The organism is Ferruginibacter sp. (genome assembly GCF_031391665.1).
Lineage (GTDB): Bacteria > Bacteroidota > Bacteroidia > Chitinophagales > Chitinophagaceae > Ferruginibacter.
This window is the reverse complement of the sequence record NZ_JANMUN010000062.1, coordinates 1-17,689: the sequence shown is the minus strand read 5'-3', so window position 1 is coordinate 17,689 and position 17,689 is coordinate 1. Positions and strand designations below refer to the sequence as shown.

Genomic DNA, 17,689 nt, shown 5'->3' with positions numbered 1-17,689 from the left:
GTGTATCAATTTTTTTTATTCTTTCTTCGCTTGTTTCCGGCGTTACTAAAAAAATAAATTTCAAATCATTTTTTTCAAACAAAGGTTTGTACAGGGTTTCAAATTCGTACATGGGTAAATCCGGAAGTATAACGCCATCTACTCCCACTTCTTTTGCAGCTGCACAAAATTTTTCTATACCAAATTGCAAAATGGGATTCATGTAGCCCATTAAAATTATAGGAATGCCCCCATCCTTTAAAAGCGTATTGCGAAGATTGTCTAGTTGATCAAAAAGAGTTTCAATAGTCATTCCATTTTGCAATGCCACCGCACTGCTTTGCTGTATCACTTCGCCATCGGCCAGCGGATCGCTGTACGGCATACCGAGTTCAATAATATCTGCACCATTTTTTTGCAACGCTTCAATTACTTCAACGGTTGAGTTGAGTTGCGGATACCCTGCGGTGCAGTAAATATTTAATACCTTATTTTTTTTATCAGCAAATAATTTATCTAATCTGTTCATACGATATCAATTTCCATTTTTATGTTAGCCCTTTTATATTCCGATTTAAAATCCGGCACTTCAGTAAAACCATATTTTTTATATAAATGAATGGCTGGGCCAAGCAATGTATTGGAATATAAAATTACTTTATGCAGTTGCAATCTTTTTGCTTCCTGCATGCAAAATTCCATCATCGCATTGCCAATATTTTTTCCCTGGAATTTTTCATCCACCGCCATTTTTGATAATTCAAAAACGGTATCACTCACTTTTAATAATGCAAAAGTACCGGCCACTTCTTTATTATACATTGCAAAAAATATAAAGCCGCCTTTGTCAATAAAATATTGTTTAGGGTTGGCTAACATTTTTTCATCAACAGGCTCAACCTCAAAATATTTTTGCAGCCATGCTTTGTTGAGTGCTGTAAAATGATGCGCCAGTGCTTCAGTAAAAGGTATGATTGCAATTGTGTTATCCATTTTATAATCTTTCCGCCGGTCTTATATTCAGCGTTCTTCCACCTAACGAAATAATACGATAAGCAGGTTTGGCATCAATATCTATAATTATTTTATACAAAGCCGTTTGCTTTGTTGGTGCAGGAAAATTCACCATCAAACTGTCCCCTTTTCTTTCAACCGTATATTTTTTTTCATCAAAGCCTTCGTCTAAACAATATTCAAATTCGTACCGCTCCCCATTAATGTTGGAGATCATTTTAATGGGTGTTACTTCATTGCTGCAGGCACCAATTTTTTCTGCTTTTAGTTTGTGGTTGATGAAGGCGTTGCTGCAGGAAGAGAGGAGGAAGATGGTGGTTAAAGTTAAGAGATGTTTCATAATTTATATTTTACCCGGCGCCCCCTAAATCCCCCTGAAGGGGGACTTTAAAGACCCTGTTATTTCGAATCCTTTTTTATTAATTGTTATTCTATATTTTTAATAATTTTGATCGTGCTTTTAATATCCTCAATCACTTTGTCAATTGTACATTTTATTTCATCATTGGTAAACCTGATTACTTTTATTCCAAATTCTGTCAAATCATTTTCCCTGATGCTATCATTTTCTTTTACATCCTCTCTGTTATGAATACCGCCATCAATTTCAATAACCAATTTTAATTCATGGCAATAAAAATCTGCTATGTACATCCAAATTGGATGCTGACGCCTAAATTTAAAATCCAGTTGATTATTACAAATATATCCCCACACTATTTTCTCTTCATGAGTCATATTTTTTCTTAAGAACTCTGCATTTTTAAATATTGGTTTAATAGCTCCAAAATGCATATCATTTTTCATAACTTTTTTTTGCTTACGCTACAAAATAAAAGACTATCCAAAGTATTATACTCTTTAAAGTCCCCCTTCAGGGGGATTTAGGGGGCGTTGTGTACTCACAAATATTTCATATACGTCTCCAAATCCTTATCTCCCCTCCCACTCAAACACACCACCACCACATCATCTTTTTTAAATTCCATTTTATTTAAAATAAACAAAGCATGAGCCGTTTCCAATGCAGGAATAATGCCTTCTAATTTGCTCAATTCAAACGCAGATGATAATGCTTCTTCATCCGTTGCACTCATAAAAATACCACGGCCACTCTCATACAAATGTGCATGTAAAGGGCCAATGCCCGGGTAATCCAACCCGGCGGAAATGCTGTGTGGCTCTACCACCTGGCCATCTGCAGTTTGCATCAACAAACTTTTGCTGCCATGCAAAATACCGGGCTTACCCAATTGAGTTGTTGCAGCACTCATGCCACTGTCAATACCACAGCCAGCAGCTTCTACTGCAATTAATTTTACATTGGTATCATTTAAAAAATGATAGAATGCACCTGCCGCATTACTACCACCACCCACACACGCTACTACATAATTTGGATTTTCATTACCAGTTTTTTCGAATAATTGTTTTTTTATTTCTTCGCTTATCACACTTTGAAACCTCGCCACCATATCCGGATAAGGATGCGGCCCCACCACGCTGCCAATAATATAATGTGTGTCAACAGGATTATTTATCCAGTCACGTATCGCTTCGTTCGTCGCATCTTTTAGTGTTTTGCTGCCGCTGGTTGCAGGCACCACTGTTGCGCCAAGCATCTTCATACGGGCAACATTAGGCGCTTGCCGCTCAATATCTTTTTCTCCCATGTACACAATGCACTCCAAACCTTTTAATGCACACACCGTTGCTGTTGCCACACCATGCTGACCGGCACCCGTCTCTGCAATAATTCTTTTTTTACCCAAACGCTCTGCCAGTAAAATTTGCCCGATGGTATTATTAATTTTATGTGCGCCGGTATGGCACAGATCTTCCCGCTTTAAATAAATTGTTGCACCATATTTTGCACTCAATCGTTCTGCTAAAAACAATGGTGTGGGCCTGCCCACATAATCCCTCAACAGATCCCAAAAATCTTTTTGAAACCCCTCCTCATAAATTATTTTTAAATAATTTTCCTGCAGGGTCTGCACATTGGGAAAAAGCATTTCAGGTATAAATGCCCCGCCAAAATTGCCGTAATAACCGTGTTCGTTTACTGTGTAGTTCATGTTATATTTTTGTTTTGGCTTTGCCAAAATATTTTTTTGTAAGACCAGCTTTGGTAATTCTATTTAGCTTCATTGGCGTCGCACTCTTGTACTGGATATCTTTATTGAGCTTTAATGATGTTATGCACAAAGCACCTTACGTCCCTTCGGGACTTATTATTAACTTCTTTTTATTATTCTACCAACCTTTGGCTCCTACGGAGCTTTAAAACAATATTAGTATGCTTTATTTTTCTTTATACAATAGATTCACACCATTAACTTTTGATTCTTTAATGTATGTCGTTGCCGATCTAATATATTCAATCAGTAATGAATCTTTTGATATCCATTTTACTAAGACAGTTGCTTTGCCATTATCCTTACATGAAAAAGTGTTTGCTTTATTTTGTTGAGAAAATTGTTCATTCTCATTTAATAAAGAAATTTGGTAAGAATCCGGAGTAGTTGCATCTCCTGTTTTATAGAATACAACAGCCTTAACACCATTTTTATTTGAAGTTTCGCTTATGAGTGTATTTGTAAAATCATCGCCAGTATTACAAGAATAAAATAATGCGATACCAAATACAACAATATATGTCCTAATTCGAAACATAGTTATAATTTAAGCGCTAATTCCAAATTACTAATTCCTTCCACCCTACTTCATCCCCTGCTTAAACAGCAACACCTGCCCCATATCTTTTACACCCGGTTCTTTCTCAAACCTGCTGTTGATATCAACACCAAAATAATCAGGATGTTTAAACTTTTTAATTTTAGCAATATCATCTACACTTAAGCCGCCACTGAGGAAAAAAGGTTTTTCAATTTTTGCTTTCGATAAAATTTTCCAGTCAAATTGTTTACCGGTGCCGCCGGTTTCGCCATTGGCTTTGGTGTCGAATAAATAATAATCGCAAACGGCATCGTAATCTGCAACTAATGCATCAATATCGGTGGTAGTTTCATCAATGTTAAATACTTTTATTACTTCCACTTCGCTGCTAAGGTCTTCGCACATTTCCGGGCTTTCGTCTCCATGCAATTGCACCACATCCAAACCATATTCATCAATGGCATCCAGCACATCAATCATTTCGGGGTTTTTAAATACACCTACTTTTTTTAAATCAAAGTCAGCATTTTTTATGGCTTCTTTATCTAGCTTATCTCCCACATATCTTGGAGAATCTTTTACAAAGATCAATCCTGCAAATTCAATGTTTAACCCGTCTAACTGCTGCAATTGTTTTAATTGTGTAATACCACAAACTTTAATGTTCATAATCTATATGTTGTTTTATTTTTTTAAATTTTCTTTGCAAATACAAATATCGAATTTGCGAATATCGAATGTTGTTCTTATTGAGCGATATTCGCACATTCGCCATTAATCTATTCGACATTTATTTGCTATTTTAACTGTTGTGTAAACTGCTTAATCAAATTAATATCTTTTATTCCAGGCAACACTTCAAATTTTGTGCTGATGTCGATAGCGAATAGAGCTTTTGCTTCTGGCTGTTGAGCAAACGCATTTAAGTTTTCTGCATCACCGGGTTCAATCATGCCACTTAAAAAATACGGTTTGCCCACTGTAACGCCATGTAATTTTTCCAGGTTCAATTTTTTACCAGTGCCACCATAACCCACACCTTCGGTATCAAACATAAACATGTCGCAATAGTCCATGTATTCCTGTATGCGGTAACCAATATTATCGGTTTCACTAAAACGAAAAGCTTTTACCACCGAAATATAATCAGCAATTTTTTCACAGAACTTGGGTGTTTCATCGCCATGCAATTGCACCATGTGCAAACGGCATTCATCCACCATTTGTAAAATTTCATCTGCTGATGCATTTACAAATACGCCTACTTTATTTACCGTATTTTCTTTTTTTATCTGGCTCGTCGTCATGTGGCGTAACACATAGCGTGGCGACTTGGGATAAAAAATAAATCCGGCAAAGGATACACCGGCGCCGGGCAGTTGCAGCAACTGCTCTTCCTGTGTAATACCGCAAACTTTTACTCTCATTTACTTTTGCTTTAGTTGTTGTACAAATGCAGCAAAAGCAATCGTTGGGTCGGGTGCCTTCATAAAGTTTTCTCCAATTAAAAAACCTTTGAACCCGTGTTGTTTAAATAAAAAAATATTTTCTACACTGCTTATTCCACTCTCGGCCACTTTTATCTTTTCTGCCGGAATTTTTTCGGCCATCCGCAAACTTCTGTCAATATCCACTTCAAAAGTTTTAAGGTTGCGGTTGTTGATGCCGATAATTGTTGTGGCATCGCAAATATGATCCAGCTCTTCTTCACCATGCAATTCCAGCAACACTTCCAAGCCAATATTATTTGCAAATGTAGCTAATCGTTTTACTTCTTTTGCAGTAAGGCTTGCCGCAATTAATAAAATTACATCTGCACCCAATGCTTTGGATTCTGCAATTTGGTATTCATCAAAAACAAAATCTTTACGCAGTATGGGAATATTAATACCATCCCTTATGCCAATAATATCATCATTATTTCCTTTAAAATAAATGGGCTCGGTTAAAATGGAAGCGGCGGCGGCTCCATGTAATTCATACCCCATTACCACATCAAAAACATCGGCATCAGCATTAATAATTCCTTTTGATGGCGAAGCTCTTTTAAATTCAGCAATTATGCCTGTACCGTTTTCATTCAATAAACTTTTTTGTAACGATAAACATTTGCGATCATACAGCGGCATGATTTCCCATGCCTGAATAGGGACAATACTTTTTAATTGCTGTACGGTTGCTTTTCTTTTTTCAACCACTTCTTCTAAAATATTTTTCATTTTAAAAATTATCTTTTTGTTTTTACACTATGCGTAAGCACCTGCCGTTCCTACAGAACGAAAACGTAACTATATATACTTTTTCTATCCACTTTGCATTCTTATGGAACGAAAACCAGCTTGCTTAATGTTCTAACCAACAAATATTTCTTAGAGCAAAAATGCAATTTTAATTGCATGAGTTCTATTGCAAAGCAATTAATTTTTGTAAACAATCATTTGCTTTACCGCTTTCTAAACTTTCCACCGCAGCGTTATAGCAATCTTCATAAGTTTGATAATTGCCCGTGCATTGCAATGCCATTGCCGAATTGGCCAGCACCACAGCATTTTGTGCCCAGGTTCCTTCGCCTTTTAAAATCTTAATAAATATTTTTGCAGCTTCTTCTACTGTATTGCCGCCGTAAATATCTTCTGCATTTACCATGCGCTTACCTAAGGTTTCCGCCGTTAAAATTTTTTCTCCTTCGTTAGTAATAACTTTTGTATCACCTGTTAAAGAAATTTCATCGTAGCCATCTAAGGAATGAATAATGGTAAATTTATTTCCTGTAGGTTGTAATAAATAATTATAAATTCTTGCCATCTCTAAATTATATACGCCTACCAATTGGTATTTTGGAAACGCCGGATTTACCATTGGCCCCAGCATATTAAAGAAAGTGCGAACGCCTAAATTTTTTCTTATCGGCCCTACTGCTTTTAGCGCCGGATGAAACATGGGTGCATGTAAAAAACAAATACTGGCTTCATCAATTTCTTGCTGCAATAAACTTTTATCGCTTTTAAAAGTATAGCCTAACTGCTCCATTACATTGCTGCTGCCACTAACAGATGTTGCACCATAGTTACCATGCTTGGCCACTTTGTTTCCTGTACCTGCCACAATAAAACAACTGAGTGTGGAAATATTGAAAGTATTTTTTCCATCACCCCCCGTTCCTACAATATCAATTACATCATGACCATTTAAATCTACTCTTACACAAAGCTCCAGCAAAGCATCACGAAAACCCTGCAGTTCATCAATAGTTATACTCCGCATTAAATACACGGTGATGAAAGAAGCGATCTCACTTTCATTGTACACATTCCTGGAAATGTTGATCAGCACTTCTTTGGCCTGCTCACGGGAAAGTGTTTTATGTTCGAATAAGAAGTTTAATATTTTTTTCATAAGCCCCTGTCCCCTAAAGGGGAACTTAGATTGTTACTTAATTATAAATTTGTTATTATTTTCACTTTTGTAATTTTTTCCTTCTCTTTTATCTTCTCCATTTCCCCCTTTAGGGGATAGGGGTTCTTAACCAATTCCTTAAAATAGTTTCCCCATCCGGCGTCAATACACTTTCCGGATGAAATTGCACACCCTGCACATCATAAGTTTTATGTTGTAAAGCCATGATGTAACCATTGTCATCTCTTGCAGTTACTTCCAATTCAGCAGGAAAATTTTCATCGCTGATTATCCAGCTGTGATAACGGCCTACTTCAATTGTTTCGGGTAATCCACTTAAAATTTGAGATGCTTTATTTGTGATTTTAATCGGCGTTGCCACACCATGATATACTTTACTTAAATTAGTCAGCGTTCCGCCAAAAGCTTCTCCAATGGCCTGGTGCCCCAAACAAACACCCAAAATAGATTTTGTCGCTGCATATTTTTTTATCAATGGCAGTAACAAACCTGCTTCGGATGGAATACCCGGACCGGGAGATAAAATTATTTTATCATAGTCATTCACCTGCTCTAAACTTATTTCATCATTACGGTACACATCCACTTTTTCATGAGTGATCTTTTCTACTAAATGAACAAGGTTGTAAGTGAAAGAATCGTAATTATCGAAAACTAAAATACGCCCCCAATCCCTAAAGGGGCTTACAAGCACTTCACTATTTTGTGACATCTTTTCTTCTTTCATTTCAATTTGCTTAATTAAAATTTGTTTAACCTATCAGAGTATAAAGTCCCCTTTAGGGGCTTAAATATCTTGTGCAAGTACAATAGCCTGCTTCAATGCATTTAATTTATTGTTTACTTCCTGCAATTCGCTTTCGGGTTTGCTTGCTGCTACTACGCCAGCGCCTGCCTGATACACTAACGTATTATTCCTGCTTAAAAATGTTCTTATCATTATTGCATGATTGATAGTGCCGTTAAACCCTACAATGCCAATAGCACCGCCGTAATAACTTCTGCTGGTAGGTTCGTAGTCATTTATTAACTGCATGGCTTTAAACTTTGGTGCACCGCTTAAAGTGCCGGCAGGAAAAGTAGTGGCAATTAATTTAAACGGATTTATTGCTGGCCCAACCGAGCCTGTCACTTCACTTACTAAGTGTATAACATGGCTGTAGTAATTAACCTTTTTGTATTGTGTAACTTCTACTTTATTGCACATGCGGCTTAAATCATTTCTTGCTAAATCTACCAGCATTACATGTTCGGCATTTTCTTTTTCATCTGCTTCCAATGCAATAGCTGCTGCTTTATCTGTTTCATCGTCACCGGTTCTTTTAAAAGTTCCTGCAATGGGATGCACAATAGCTTTACCGTTATTTACAATCAACTGGCTTTCGGGTGAAGAGCCCATCAGTTTGTAATCGCCGTAATCAAAATAAAATAAATAGGGAGAAGGGTTGATGCTGCGTAAAGCCCGGTACACATTAAATTCATCACCGGTAAATTGCTGTTCAAATTTTCTGCTCAACACAATTTGAAACACATCGCCACGATGGCAACTGGCAATGCCCTTTTTTACAATTTCTACATATTCTTCATTAGTAAGATTAGAAGTTTCTTCATTTGCTGTTTTAAAAGGAAAAGTGGGTACGTCTTTACTTTTAATTAAACTTTCCACCACAGCAACTTCACTTTCGATTCCTTTAATTACATTTTCGCAAATAAATAATTCATCTTTAAAATGATTGATAACGATGATGTATTGATACAGGCGGTACCGCATAAGCGGAATCGCTGGCGTGAGTGGTGAGTGGTGAGTACTGAGTTTTACTGAATCAAAGAATTGCACCGCATCGTAAGTGGTATAGCCAAACAAACCCTGTGCAATATTAACCTGTTTTTGTGTTGTTGGTTCTATTTCAAACCGATTCATAAAATCCCATAAATGATCAGGCACATCGGTTGGTTTTGCAATAGCAATCTTTTCAGCCTTTGTGCCGGGTAATTTATACTCAATAAAAGAAGTAGTAGAAATTTCGATACCGGCAATGGCATTAATACCAATAAAAGAATAACTGTCTTCGCCGGCATGAAAGTCGGTACTTTCCAAAAGAATGGTATCCCTAAACCTGTCCCGCAGTCGCAGGTAAATACCCACTGGTGTGTAAACATCTGCAAGCAGTTTTTTGAAGGTGGTGTTTATGGCTATTTTTTTCATTTGTCTGAACGGGGATTTGGGTGGATTAAATAGATTTTTTGGATGTTAGGTTTGGATTGTATTTAGCATTCTCCAGCCTTTTAAATTCCAAAGAGATACCTCCAAAGTTTAATAATAATCCCACTTCAAGATTATACACTTCTAAATAATTCCTGGCTTGCGAATAATGTCCTTTTTCCAAAACCTCTCTTGCTTTAATTTCTACACTAATTACTCCTTCCACAAAAAAATCAACTCTTCGCTCTCCTATCTGTTCTGCATCGTAATATATTGGCATGTTAAATTCTCTTACAAACTGCAACCCTAATTTTCGCATTTCAATTTCTAAAGCCCTTTGGTAAATCACTTCCTGAAAACCATTGCCTAATACGGAATGCACTTTCATAGCTGCACCAATATTTTTTTTCGTAATATCCTCGTATTTAAATTGTGGCATACCAGTAATAATTTTTACACTTTAAAAATCCTTTTAATTCCAATCATCCACCCAAATCCCCGTTCAGACAAAAAACAAAAAACCCGGCAACTTGTGCCGGGCTTCAACTATTTTATATAATTACAATAGCAAAAAGGCACAATCATTTGATTATGCTCCACCACCAGCTATTGTTATTTGTGTTTATAATTTTCATTTACTGTGCAAATATGAAACAGATTTACTGAATAAAAAAATTTTTTACTAAATTGATTGAAATTTTAGATAATGATCATTCAACACAAACAAGAAGGCAGTAAAGGTAGTTTTTATGTTGAGGAGAATAATACCACGCTTGCCGAAATGACTTATTCAATGGCTGGTAACAATGTAATGATTATTGACCATACTGAAGTTTCGGATGCATTAAGAGGAAAAAATGTGGGCTACCAATTGGTGCATACGGGAGTGGAATATGCAAGAATGAACCATCTCAAAATTTTCCCATTATGCCCTTTTGCCAAATCGGTATTTGATAAAAAGAAAGACGAATTTGGAGATGTTTTAAGAAGCAATTAAGTTAACTTCAAACAAAATTTTAAAAATGAACCTTATAATATTCGGCGCCACCGGAATGGTGGGCAAACAGTTGGTTAAGCAGGCTTTACTTACAGGCCATCATGTAAAAGCTTTTGGAAGAAATGTTTTTACTGAATTAAATATGGAAGAAAAAAAATTAGAATTGATTAAAGGCGCTTTATTTGATGAAGGCGAAGTGAGTAATGCCATTAAAGGATGCGATGCGGTGCTTTCTGCATTGGGTGGTGGCTTTGATGGCAACGATAAAACCAGAACGCTGGGCATAAAAAACATTATTGCGCAAATGAAAAAAAATACTATAAAAAGAATTGTTGCCATTGGTGGATTAGGCGTTTTAAATTTTGATGAAACAACTTTATTGTTGGAGCAAGAAGATTATCCCAAAGAATATTTACCTGTTGGGCTTGAACATAAAAAAGCGTACGAATATTTAAAGGAAAGTGACCTGGACTGGACATTTGTTTGTCCGCCAAATATTATTGATTATGAAGTTACCGGTGTTTATATCACCAAAGCCAACTATGCGCCAGAGCCTAATAACAATAAAATTTATGCAGGCGACCTGGCGATGTTTATGCTGAATGAATTAGGAAAGAATGAATATGTGAAATCGAAAGTAGGAATTAGTAATTAAGTTTATTGGTTTAACAATTTTTATTTTTTTCACTTTTGGATGATTGAGAAAAAAATCGCTTCTATAAAAGTTCAATAAAGATACTCAGTACAAGAGTGCGACGCCAATGAAGCCACATAGTATTACAAATGACGGGTACAAAAAACTAAAACTAAAATAAATGAAAAAACTTTTATCTATTGTACTGCTTTTTGTTTGCAGCAATGTAATGGCACAGGATGCCATCAATTACCAAACCCCTCCAAAAGAAATTTACGACCTCGTTATGGCCAAGCCAACACCCGGCGTAAGTTTCGACAGTAAAGGGCAATACATGCTGGTACTCGACCGCAGCGATATGCCTTCGGTAGAAGATTTGGCTCAACCCGAATTACGCATAGCAGGTTTAAGAATTAATCCCAACAATTTTGCACCCAGCAGAAGCACTTACTTTACCAACGTTACTATTAAAGAAGTAAGCAGTGGAAAAGAATTTGCAGTAACCGGCTTGCCCACAAATTTAAAAGCAGGCAATTTGCAATGGAGCCCCAACGAAGATAAAGCAGCTTTTACCAACACCACCAACAGCACAGTAGATATTTATGTGATAGATATTAAAACACACAAAGCTGCCAAAGTAAATAAAGCGGCGGTTAATGTAGTGTTGGGTTCGGCCATTGACTGGATTGACAACAACAGTTTTTTATACAATGCCGTAAACAAACCATTAAGCATGGCACCTAAAAAAACAGCAGCACCCAAAGGCCCGGTGGTACAACAAAATTTGGGTAAGGTTGCTGCAAGCGCCACCTTTCAGGATTTAATAAAATCGCCTTTTGATGAAATGCAATTTGAATTTTATGCCACTTCTCAATTAATAAAAAATACCAATGGAGCTGAAACTAAAATTGCTGCACCTGCTATTTACAGCAGCGTATCCATATCGCCTGATAAAAAATATTTACTGGTGGAAAAAATAGATAAACCATTTTCTTATTTAGTAACAGCCAATGGTTTTAACAGCACGATGCTGATTACAGATATGAATGGCGGCATAGTAAAAACATTAGCCAAATTACCCAGCAGCGAACTGGCCCCAAGAGGCAACGATAATGTACTGAATGCGCCTCGTGGTTACAATTGGTTTGATAATGCGCCTGCAACAGTGCAATGGATTGAACCATTAGACAGCGGCCTGATAAAAAAGAAAATGGATTATCATGATGTGGCTTTTATTTTAGCGGCACCATTTACCGGCACGCCAAAAGAATTGGTAAAAACGCCGCAGCGTATGTACAACATTACCGATTTAACTACAGGTGCATTTTTTGTAACCGAAGGTTCAAGGGCTATGCACCGCCAAAAAATGAGCAAGCTTACTGCAGATGGAAAAATGGAAATATTGATAGACCGCAGTACAGATGATGCTTATAACAATCCCGGCACTCCCCTAACCGAAAAAAATAAATATGGCCGCAGCACCGTAAAAATAAAAAATGGCTCGCAATTATTTATGACCGGTGCCGGCGCTTCTGCAAAAGGCGACTTACCTTTTTTAAATACTTTCGACATCAACACCAAATAAACCAAACAACTCTGGCGCTGCGAAGAACCTTTTTACGAAACCGTAACTGATGTATTGGATTTTGATAAACTCATCATCGTTACCAACAAACAAAGCCAAACTGAACAACCTAATTATTTTTTACGCAACTTAAAAGATAACAGTACAAAAGCCATAACGGCTTTTGCCGATCCGCAACCCGGCATGCGTGGCATAGTAAAACAAAAAATTACTTACAAACGCAAAGACGGTGTGGACCTTGCTGCCGATTTATATTTACCAAAAAATTACGACGCAAAAATAGATGGTCCGCTGCCGGTGATGATGTGGGCTTATCCACGTGAATTTAAAAGTGCTGCCGATGCTGCACAATTGCGGGGCAGCAAATATACTTTTACCAGAGTGGGTTATGGCTCCATAGTTTTTTGGGCAACACAGGGTTATGCTATAATGGACAACACCGAGTTTCCCATTGTAGGCGAAGGCGATAAACAACCCAACGATAATTTTGTAGAGCAGCTTACCTGGAGCGCCGAAGCGGCCATAAATAAAATTGCCGAAATGGGTGTTGGCGACAGCAGCCGTGTAGCGGTTGGGGGCCACAGTTATGGTGCATTTATGACGGCCAATCTTTTAGCCCACACCAATTTATTTAAAGCCGGCATTGCCCGAAGCGGCGCTTACAACCGCAGCCTTACACCCTTTGGTTTTCAAAATGAAGAGCGTACTTACTGGCAGGCACCCGAAGTTTATTTTGCCATGAGCCCCTTTGCTTTTGCCAATAAAATTAAAACACCAATGCTCATGATACATGGCGAAGCGGATAACAACCCCGGCACTTTTCCTATACAAAGCGAACGTTTATACAATGCCATTAAAGGCCATGGCGGCACAGTGCGTTTTGTGCAGTTGCCTTTCGAAAGCCATGGTTATGCAGCAAGAGAAAATATTTTGCACATGCTTTGGGAGCAGCACCAGTGGTTGGAAAAATATGTAAAAAAAGGTGGAGGGATGTATGTGAAGTAGTACATCTAAATTATTATTTAGATTTTAATTGAACATTTTGATACCAGCTTTATATTTTCATAGCATCATCGTTGCGTCGCAATCCTTTCATCGGCATACCATTGGGGAACTTTTATTGCAGCGGAGAATATGTTTTATTAATTTGGCTAAAGCCGGAAAGAACTTTTCAACTTGCATCTCCAGCTAAAGCTGGAGGCAATTCAAAAACAGGTCCAATCTATTTATTGAATTCAGAAATATTAATGAGTCTGAAATGCTGATAAATTGCTTTTGAATTGCCACTGGCTTCAGCCAGTGGATAAAAGCAAAAGTGCAATGGGCTTTAGCCAAAAAAAAATCGCAAATAAAATTACAAGCAAAGAATAGATTGGATTGTAAATATAATTGCTTTTGAATTGCTTTTGAAATGCCACTGGCTTCAACCAGTGGGTAAAAGTAAAAGTGCAACTGGCTTTAGCCAAATAAAAAATCTCAAATAATCTTACAAACAAAGAATAAATTGAATTGTAAATAAAATTGCTTTTGAATTGCCACTGGCTTCAGCCAGATAAAAACAAAACATAAATATCTTTAGCCAAACAAAATATTGTCAAACAAAAATTAAAATATGCCTTTCATTAAAGTTTACATCCATTTTGTATGGAGCACCAAAAACAGAATTCCATTTCTTAATCCCTTAGAATTGAGAGAAAAAGTTTGGAACCACATAAAAGACAATGGAAAAAGAAAGGTATATTTATTGATTTTGTAAATGGCCATTCAGACCATTGTCATTGCCTTGTATCACTTGGCTCCAATCAAACCATTGAAAAAGTAATACAATTAATAAAAGGTGAATCAGCTTTTTGGATTAATAAAGAAACCTTAACGAAACAAAAGTTTGAATGGCAGGATGAATACTTTGCAGTTTCAGTATCTGAATCTGCAATTGACAAAGTAAGAGACTACATTAAAAACCAGGAAGAACATCACAAGCAGAAAACATTTCAATAGGAATATGATGAGTTTATCAGCAAATATGAATTTCAAAAGCTTGCAGGGTAGTTTAGCGAAAGCCAAAAGAACAAAATGTTAAATACAGGAACCAAGGCATAACTCAAAACTATACAACTTCACTACTTCTTCAGCCTTCTCGTTTTCGGCTTACCCTTTCTTTTATTCTTAATTATTTTTTTAATAAACTTTTATTAACCTGCTTCCCAAAAATATATCCAACACCACTACCAATTAATGTTCCAATTATTAATGCTGCAACACTGCTGCTGCCTATAAAATAACTGATCCCAAGCCCAATCAATGCAAAAAATATTACAGCAACAATAATTGACTGGTTGGTTTTTTTATGCTTCGCATGAGCAACGGGAGGTTTGTCATGGTGAGGTGTATGTTTGTGTGGGTGTCTGCTTTTAGATTCGGGCATAATTTTTATTTCAATGTACGATTTTTTGCAGGCTTTCCTGTTGTTTCAACAGTACGATTTAGCATTATAATAAAAACAATCAAAACACCGCAGCAGTAAGTTGCACATCCGCCAGCACAAAAGCTTTTTTATATTTTGCCAGCATCACTCCTGCTGCTGCATTTTTATGCTGTGCCAGCAAAGCCTGGTAAATGCCAAATAAAGCCCAACCATTTTCATTATTGTTCAGCAGGTCTTTTCTAAAAACTTTTTCGGCAGCTAAAGGTTCATTGGCTTTTAAATAAGCATTACCCAAATAATGTTTGGGATTTAATAACCAGTCCCTTGGTTCGGTGTACACCATATTTTCCTCGATAGCAGCAGCTTTTTCAAATGCTTTAACCGCAGTAGGATAGTTTTTTTCTGCCATAGCAATACTGCCTGATAAAATATTTTCTGCCACTATAGCACCGTCTATTGCAGGAGAAAAAACACCGAACGGAAGATATAACCCGGAGTCTTTCATGGCTGCCTGCATTTGCTGCAACTCGGTATTAGCTTCAGTAATTTTTAACTGGTGTGCCAATGCCATGCCTCTGCCAAAATGAAAAAGTATAGCCGCATAGATCATTTTGGTATCAGGCTGTTTAGCTCTTAACAATTCTTCCCAATTACCAAAGCGTATATTCACTAACGTGGGTACCATCAATATATATTGAGCAGCGGAGCCAAAAGGTGCCGGTGCCATTGAATAGGTTTCGGGAACACTTGCTGCTGTTTCTTTTGCAGATTGCATACTGTACTTCCTGCGTCCTGCAAGCATACCTACTGTTGTTTGCATGTGAATATTATGTATCACATATAAAAAATCACTGGCCGCAACAGGATTGTATAATGCAAAAACTTTTTTATAATCATTCAACGCTTTTTCATTTACGGTGACCCCTTTATTATACTGCCCGGTACGCAGGTAAATATGCGAAGGCATGTGAACTGTATGCGAAAGCCCTGGTGTAAGCCTGCCCATTCGATTGGCACTTGGTAAGGCTTTTGCAGCATAAGGCGATGGTTCCATTACATGAATATAATAATGGTTGGCACCGGGATGATCAGGCGATGTTACCAATAATTTTTCCAGTACAGTTTCAATTAATGGTGTCCATGATTTAGGTTTGCCATCAATATTCCATAAATTCCATGGATGCTCCAGCATCATTGCGTCGGCATACAAAGCCTGTGCATCTGCATTGCGTGAAAAATCATCGTACACCTTTTTCATCATTGCGGTGTATTGTGTATTTAGTTTTGCCCTGGTGGCATCAGCAGAGTCTGCAGTATATCTTACCGCCATCGCATTAATCAATGCTTTTTCCATAGCATTTGCTTTGCCTGATAATTGCAAGGCCATTTGTGTGGCTTGCAGAGCTGATGGCGATGCAACATAACCAAGGTCGTTAATATTTGGCCCGTAAGTTAAAGCCTGTGCCCAATACAATATGGCACAATCAAAATCAAACTTCGCCGCTTTTTTAAATGAAGCCATGGCCTCAATAATGTGGAAGCTGTAATACATATTGATACCCTGATTAAAATAAATTTGGGCACTATCACTTTTTGTAGAAATCTTCCAGCTGTATTTTCCTGTACCAGGTATGATGGGTATTGGTGTTTCTTCAGTAAGACTGTTAATCGATTCCCAATCGGGGCCACATGATATGGCAGTGCGCTTTTTATTTTTATCCTGTTGAAGTATGTTAGCTGCATTATTACTCTTGCTGCCTTTTATTATTTTTGAAGTAATGAAAGCCGTTGCAAATGCTGCAATAGCTAATAAGGTTAAATTCCGGAGCATAGCTGAAGGTTTTGGAAGTAAAAAATACAATTTATTATTCAACTACTGCAAATAAAATTCACCAAAAGCCAAGGTAAAATGACTGGCTATTTATTATTTCTTCTGCCCTCTTGTTTTAGGTTTGCCGTATTTCGCCATCATCCTGTCTTTTCTTCTTACTACAAAATTCACCTTGCTGTTCTTGGCAGATTTTTCATGAAAGGCCGGGCCCACTTCATCTTTTTTAGGAATTTTTACCTGTACCGGTTTCATGTAAATTTTAGGCTTCTCATCTTCGGTTAAAATTTCTGAGATAATCAATCCTTCCGGGAAAGCGGCTATTGGCACCTGGTAGTTCATTAAATTTTCTATAGCGTTTAAAAGTGGTTTTTCTTTTTCGGTAATAAAAGTTATGGCAATACCTTTTTTATCGGCCCTGCCGGTACGGCCAATACGGTGCATGTAATTTTCGGGTACGTCGGGAGTATCAAAATTAATTACGTGGGTTACTTCGGCTATATCAATTCCTCTTGCCACAATATCAGTAGCTATAATAAAGCGGTATGTGCCATTTTTAAATTGCTCAACCGTGTTAAAGCGGTGGTTTTGTTCTTTGTTGCTGTGTATCACACCTGCGGTACCCGGAAATTTTGTTTCTAATTGTTCGTACAAATCGTCAGCTAATTTTTTAGTAGCAGCAAATACCAGCACCTTAGTCATATTTTCATCTTCGGTTAATAATAAATGCAGCAGGTTAACTTTTGTGTAAAAGTTAGGCACCTGGTAACCGGTTTGTACAATATTTTCCAATGGCGTTCCCGTTGGTGCTGCTTCCACCCTTTCCGGTTCGTTAAAATAAGTATCAATTAAAGCTTCTACGTCTTCGGTAATGGTTGCAGAAAATAAAAGATTTTGTCGTTTTGCAGGTAACAGATCCAGGATATTT

21 protein-coding genes are annotated in these 17,689 nt (G+C 37.2%); 5 read left to right on the top strand and 16 right to left on the bottom strand.

The features are described 5' to 3' along the window. The 13 genes from trpA to ACY651_RS04610 all read right to left on the bottom strand — a co-directional run. Positions 1-508 (bottom strand): tryptophan synthase subunit alpha (gene trpA / locus ACY651_RS04670; RefSeq protein ID WP_462250203.1); only part of this gene is annotated, 508 nt, incomplete at its 3' end. Then, positions 505-972 carry a GNAT family N-acetyltransferase gene (locus tag ACY651_RS04665; RefSeq protein WP_462250201.1) on the bottom strand — a complete coding sequence of 156 codons (468 nt, stop codon included), beginning with the start codon at positions 970-972 and terminating at the stop codon, positions 505-507. The genes trpA and ACY651_RS04665, both read right to left, overlap by 4 nt. 1 nt (position 973) lies before the next feature. Continuing rightward, entirely contained in the window at positions 974-1,333 is a 360-nt protein-coding gene (locus tag ACY651_RS04660; RefSeq protein ID WP_462250199.1) for a hypothetical protein, read from the bottom strand. A gap of 86 nt (positions 1,334-1,419) precedes the next feature. Next, positions 1,420-1,800 (bottom strand): endonuclease domain-containing protein, encoded by a 381-nt coding sequence (locus ACY651_RS04655; protein ID WP_462250197.1) that lies wholly within the window; start codon positions 1,798-1,800, stop codon positions 1,420-1,422. A 95-nt stretch (positions 1,801-1,895) separates the two neighbouring features. Beyond that, positions 1,896-3,071, bottom strand: coding sequence for a tryptophan synthase subunit beta (gene trpB, locus ACY651_RS04650; protein WP_462250195.1), 1,176 nt, complete (start codon positions 3,069-3,071; stop codon positions 1,896-1,898). 226 nt (positions 3,072-3,297) lie between these two features. Next, positions 3,298-3,669, bottom strand: coding sequence for a hypothetical protein (locus tag ACY651_RS04645; protein ID WP_462250193.1), 372 nt, complete (start codon positions 3,667-3,669; stop codon positions 3,298-3,300). Positions 3,670-3,714: 45 nt separating this feature from the next. Beyond that, positions 3,715-4,341, bottom strand: a complete 627-nt coding sequence (locus tag ACY651_RS04640) for a phosphoribosylanthranilate isomerase (RefSeq protein WP_462250191.1) — start codon at positions 4,339-4,341, stop codon at positions 3,715-3,717. 128 nt (positions 4,342-4,469) lie between these two features. Beyond that, entirely contained in the window at positions 4,470-5,099 is a 630-nt protein-coding gene (locus ACY651_RS04635) for a phosphoribosylanthranilate isomerase (protein ID WP_462250189.1), read from the bottom strand. Continuing rightward, positions 5,100-5,891: an indole-3-glycerol phosphate synthase TrpC gene (gene trpC / locus ACY651_RS04630; RefSeq protein WP_462250187.1), complete on the bottom strand. Its 792-nt coding sequence runs from the start codon at positions 5,889-5,891 to the stop codon at positions 5,100-5,102. It abuts the gene before it with no gap. A gap of 184 nt (positions 5,892-6,075) precedes the next feature. Beyond that, positions 6,076-7,068 (bottom strand): anthranilate phosphoribosyltransferase, encoded by a 993-nt coding sequence (trpD, locus tag ACY651_RS04625; RefSeq protein ID WP_462250185.1) that lies wholly within the window; start codon positions 7,066-7,068, stop codon positions 6,076-6,078. A 109-nt stretch (positions 7,069-7,177) separates the two neighbouring features. Continuing rightward, positions 7,178-7,801, bottom strand: a complete 624-nt coding sequence (locus ACY651_RS04620) for an anthranilate synthase component II (protein WP_462250183.1) — start codon at positions 7,799-7,801, stop codon at positions 7,178-7,180. Between the two features lie 75 nt (positions 7,802-7,876). After that, a complete protein-coding gene (locus ACY651_RS04615; protein ID WP_462250181.1) occupies positions 7,877-9,295 on the bottom strand; it encodes an anthranilate synthase component I family protein in 1,419 nt (472 codons plus the stop codon). 25 nt (positions 9,296-9,320) lie between these two features. Next, a complete protein-coding gene (locus tag ACY651_RS04610) occupies positions 9,321-9,731 on the bottom strand; it encodes a GxxExxY protein (RefSeq protein WP_462250179.1) in 411 nt (136 codons plus the stop codon). A gap of 267 nt (positions 9,732-9,998) precedes the next feature. Here ACY651_RS04610 and ACY651_RS04605 point away from each other — a divergent pair, with 267 nt between their 5' ends. The 5 genes from ACY651_RS04605 (at position 9,999) to ACY651_RS04585 (ending at position 14,506) form a co-directional block, all read left to right on the top strand. Further along, entirely contained in the window at positions 9,999-10,289 is a 291-nt protein-coding gene (locus ACY651_RS04605; RefSeq protein ID WP_462250177.1) for a GNAT family N-acetyltransferase, read from the top strand. Between the two features lie 25 nt (positions 10,290-10,314). Further along, positions 10,315-10,944 carry an NAD(P)-dependent oxidoreductase gene (locus ACY651_RS04600; RefSeq protein ID WP_462250175.1) on the top strand — a complete coding sequence of 210 codons (630 nt, stop codon included), beginning with the start codon at positions 10,315-10,317 and terminating at the stop codon, positions 10,942-10,944. 160 nt (positions 10,945-11,104) lie between these two features. Then, entirely contained in the window at positions 11,105-12,508 is a 1,404-nt protein-coding gene (locus ACY651_RS04595) for a hypothetical protein (RefSeq protein ID WP_462250173.1), read from the top strand. 54 nt (positions 12,509-12,562) lie between these two features. Beyond that, entirely contained in the window at positions 12,563-13,513 is a 951-nt protein-coding gene (locus ACY651_RS04590) for an alpha/beta hydrolase family protein (protein WP_462250171.1), read from the top strand. 696 nt (positions 13,514-14,209) lie between these two features. Next, positions 14,210-14,506 carry a transposase gene (locus ACY651_RS04585; RefSeq protein WP_462250169.1) on the top strand — a complete coding sequence of 99 codons (297 nt, stop codon included), beginning with the start codon at positions 14,210-14,212 and terminating at the stop codon, positions 14,504-14,506. Between the two features lie 172 nt (positions 14,507-14,678). Here ACY651_RS04585 and ACY651_RS04580 read toward each other — a convergent pair whose 3' ends face one another. From ACY651_RS04580 to ACY651_RS04570, 3 genes are all read right to left on the bottom strand, one after another. Then, entirely contained in the window at positions 14,679-14,933 is a 255-nt protein-coding gene (locus ACY651_RS04580) for a hypothetical protein (protein WP_462250167.1), read from the bottom strand. Between the two features lie 79 nt (positions 14,934-15,012). After that, positions 15,013-16,764, bottom strand: coding sequence for a hypothetical protein (locus ACY651_RS04575; protein WP_462250165.1), 1,752 nt, complete (start codon positions 16,762-16,764; stop codon positions 15,013-15,015). Positions 16,765-16,857: 93 nt separating this feature from the next. Continuing rightward, positions 16,858-17,689 (bottom strand): helicase-related protein (locus ACY651_RS04570; RefSeq protein ID WP_462250163.1); only part of this gene is annotated, 832 nt, incomplete at its 5' end.

Bases quoted from the DNA above. Each gene is read 5' to 3' on its own strand.
- ACY651_RS04600 (WP_462250175.1), top strand. From the start codon at position 10,315: ATGAACCTTATAATATTCGGCGCCACCGGAATGGTGGGCAAACAGTTG.
- trpC (WP_462250187.1), bottom strand. From the start codon at position 5,891: ATGAAAAATATTTTAGAAGAAGTGGTTGAAAAAAGAAAAGCAACCGTA.
- ACY651_RS04610 (WP_462250179.1), bottom strand. From the start codon at position 9,731: ATGCCACAATTTAAATACGAGGATATTACGAAAAAAAATATTGGTGCA.
- ACY651_RS04620 (WP_462250183.1), bottom strand. From the start codon at position 7,801: ATGTCACAAAATAGTGAAGTGCTTGTAAGCCCCTTTAGGGATTGGGGG.
- ACY651_RS04640 (WP_462250191.1), bottom strand. From the start codon at position 4,341: ATGAACATTAAAGTTTGTGGTATTACACAATTAAAACAATTGCAGCAG.
- ACY651_RS04635 (WP_462250189.1), bottom strand. From the start codon at position 5,099: ATGAGAGTAAAAGTTTGCGGTATTACACAGGAAGAGCAGTTGCTGCAA.
- ACY651_RS04595 (WP_462250173.1), top strand. From the start codon at position 11,105: ATGAAAAAACTTTTATCTATTGTACTGCTTTTTGTTTGCAGCAATGTA.
- ACY651_RS04575 (WP_462250165.1), bottom strand. From the start codon at position 16,764: ATGCTCCGGAATTTAACCTTATTAGCTATTGCAGCATTTGCAACGGCT.
- ACY651_RS04665 (WP_462250201.1), bottom strand. From the start codon at position 972: ATGGATAACACAATTGCAATCATACCTTTTACTGAAGCACTGGCGCAT.
- ACY651_RS04655 (WP_462250197.1), bottom strand. From the start codon at position 1,800: ATGAAAAATGATATGCATTTTGGAGCTATTAAACCAATATTTAAAAAT.
- ACY651_RS04660 (WP_462250199.1), bottom strand. From the start codon at position 1,333: ATGAAACATCTCTTAACTTTAACCACCATCTTCCTCCTCTCTTCCTGC.
- ACY651_RS04645 (WP_462250193.1), bottom strand. From the start codon at position 3,669: ATGTTTCGAATTAGGACATATATTGTTGTATTTGGTATCGCATTATTT.
- trpB (WP_462250195.1), bottom strand. From the start codon at position 3,071: ATGAACTACACAGTAAACGAACACGGTTATTACGGCAATTTTGGCGGG.
- ACY651_RS04605 (WP_462250177.1), top strand. From the start codon at position 9,999: ATGATCATTCAACACAAACAAGAAGGCAGTAAAGGTAGTTTTTATGTT.
- trpD (WP_462250185.1), bottom strand. From the start codon at position 7,068: ATGAAAAAAATATTAAACTTCTTATTCGAACATAAAACACTTTCCCGT.
- ACY651_RS04580 (WP_462250167.1), bottom strand. From the start codon at position 14,933: ATGCCCGAATCTAAAAGCAGACACCCACACAAACATACACCTCACCAT.
- ACY651_RS04615 (WP_462250181.1), bottom strand. From the start codon at position 9,295: ATGAAAAAAATAGCCATAAACACCACCTTCAAAAAACTGCTTGCAGAT.